Origin of the sequence: Bacillus sp. SIMBA_031, assembly GCF_046535225.1 — a bacterium.
GTDB lineage: Bacteria > Bacillota > Bacilli > Bacillales > Bacillaceae > Bacillus > Bacillus velezensis.
Window position 1 is genome coordinate 1 of record NZ_JAWRXC010000710.1, and the last position, 234, is coordinate 234.

Annotated in this window: 1 protein-coding gene; it reads left to right on the forward strand. The window is 57.7% G+C overall.

Annotated features, from left to right (window positions below; genetic code table 11):
• Positions 1-10: 10 nt before the first annotated feature.
• Positions 11-234, forward strand: a 224-nt coding sequence (locus tag SB724_RS21925) for a trehalase-like domain-containing protein (RefSeq protein WP_410573198.1), incomplete at its 3' end; no start/stop codon positions are given.

A 234-nucleotide genomic window follows, 5' to 3' on the forward strand; every position in this document is an offset into this window, starting at 1 on the left:
GGCTGCACTCATTGAAGAGTATGCGTTGCTGTCGGATCTCCGAACGGGGCCTCTCGTATCCCGTAATGGCAGCGTGGATTGGCTCTGTTTCCCGCGTTTTGACTCGCCCTCGGTGTTTAGTCGGATCTTGGGCACTGATGACCACGGGCACTGGTTGTTGGCTCCCAGCGAACCCGGTGCTGAGGTTGTCGGCCGCGGCTATATCGACTCAACATTCGTGCTTCAGACCACATG